This window comes from Qaidamihabitans albus, from assembly GCF_016464705.1.
Classification (GTDB): domain Bacteria; phylum Actinomycetota; class Actinomycetes; order Mycobacteriales; family Pseudonocardiaceae; genus Qaidamihabitans; species Qaidamihabitans albus.
The window spans coordinates 1-1979 of the sequence record NZ_JAEHOB010000041.1; the positions used below are offsets into that span (position 1 = coordinate 1).

The window sequence follows — 1979 nt, forward strand, 5'->3', positions numbered from 1 at the left end:
ACCGAGAGCCGTACGTTTCCGCCGTCGGGGGAGTTTGTGGCGGGGGCGAATGCCACGGAGGGGTGGTATGCGGAGGCTGAGGCCGATCGTGAGGGGTTTTGGGCGCGGCAGGCGGAGCGTTTGGAGTGGGAGACGCGGTGGTCGCGGGTGCTGGATTGGTCGCAGGCGCCGTTCGCGCGGTGGTTTGTGGGTGGCCGGTTGAATGTGGCGGTCAATTGTGTGGATCGGCATGTGGCGGCCGGGTATGGCGATCAGGTGGCGATTCATTGGGTGGGGGAGCCCGGCGATACGCGTGATGTGACGTATGCGCAGTTGCGGGAGCAGGTGTGCCGGGCGGCGAACGCGCTGGCCTCGCTGGGGGTGGGGGCGCATGATCGGGTGGCGATCCAGCTGCAGATGATCCCGGAGGCGATCGTCGCGATGCTGGCGTGTGCCCGGATCGGGGCGTTGCACAGTGTGGTGTTCGGGGGGTTCTCCCCGGCCGCGTTGCGGTCGCGGGTGGATGATGCCCAGGCCAAGGTGGTGATCACCTCGGACGGGCAGTACCGGCGGGGCAAGGCCACGCCGATGAAGGCCCAGGTGGATGAGGCGCTGGCCGGGGCGGAGAGCGTGGAGAAGGTGCTGGTGGTGCGCCGCACCGGTGATGAGGTGCCCTGGAGTGCGGGGCGGGATGTGTGGTGGCACGAGCTGGTCGACACCCAGCCGGAGGATCATGAGCCGGAGGCTTTTGATGCCGAGCATCCGTTGTTCATCCTCTACACCTCCGGCACCACCGGGAAACCGAAGGGGATCCTGCACACCTCGGGCGGGTATCTGACCCAGGCCGCCTACACCCACCATGTGGTGTTCGACCACAAACCCGGCGAGGACGTGTACTGGTGCACCGCCGACATCGGCTGGGTCACCGGGCACACCTACATCGTGTACGGGCCGCTGGCCAACCGCGCCACCCAGGTCGTCTACGAGGGCACCCCGAACACCCCGCACCAGGGCCGGCACTGGGAGATCATCCAGAACCACCGGGTCTCCCTCTACTACACCGCCCCCACCCTGATCCGCACCTTCATGAAATGGGGCGCCGACATCCCCGCCCAGTACGACCTCTCCTCCCTGCGCGTGCTCGGCAGCGTGGGCGAGCCGATCAACCCCGAAGCCTGGATGTGGTACCGCGAACACATCGGCGGCAACCGCTGCCCCATCGTGGACACCTGGTGGCAAACCGAAACCGGCGCCATCATGATCTCCCCCCTGCCCGGCGTGACCCACACCAAACCCGGCTCCGCGCAACGCCCCCTGCCCGGCATCTCCGCCAAAGTCGTCGACGACCAAGGCCGCGACGTCGGCCCCGGCGGCGGCGGCTACCTCGTCCTCGACAAACCCTGGCCCGGCATGCTCCGCGGCATCTGGGGCGACGACCAACGCTACAAAGACACCTACTGGTCCCGCTTCGCCGACCACGACTCCGCCGATGGTTCGACCCTGCAAGCAGGTCTCACGTACTTCGCCGGTGACGGCGCCAAATACGACACCGACGGCGACCTGTGGCTCCTCGGCCGCGTCGACGACGTCATGAACATCTCCGGCCACCGCATCTCCACCACCGAGGTCGAATCCGCCCTCGTCTCCCACCCCACCGTCGCCGAAGCCGCCGTCGTCGGCGCCAACGACCCCACCACCGGCCAGGGCATCGTCGCCTTCGTCATCCTCCGCGGCGACACCACCGGCGAGGCCACCCACGGCGAGGACACCGCCACCACCCTGCGCAACCACGTCGCCCACGAAATCGGCCCCATCGCCAAACCCCGCCAAATCCTCGTCGTCCCCGAACTCCCCAAAACCCGCTCCGGCAAAATCATGCGCCGACTCCTCCGCGACGTCGCCGAAAACCGCGACATCGGCGACGTCACCACCCTCGCCGACACCACCGTCATGGACCAAATCACCACCGGACTCCACAACACCACCACCGACGAATAACC

The 1979-nt window shown here is 67.7% G+C and carries 1 protein-coding gene; it reads left to right on the forward strand.

Annotated elements, in window-relative coordinates; all coding sequences use genetic code 11:
* Window positions 1-1977: acetate--CoA ligase (acs, locus tag JAP66_RS31700; RefSeq protein WP_199435559.1), on the forward strand; the 1977-nt coding region annotated here is incomplete at its 5' end.
* Window positions 1978-1979: the final 2 nt, after the last annotated feature.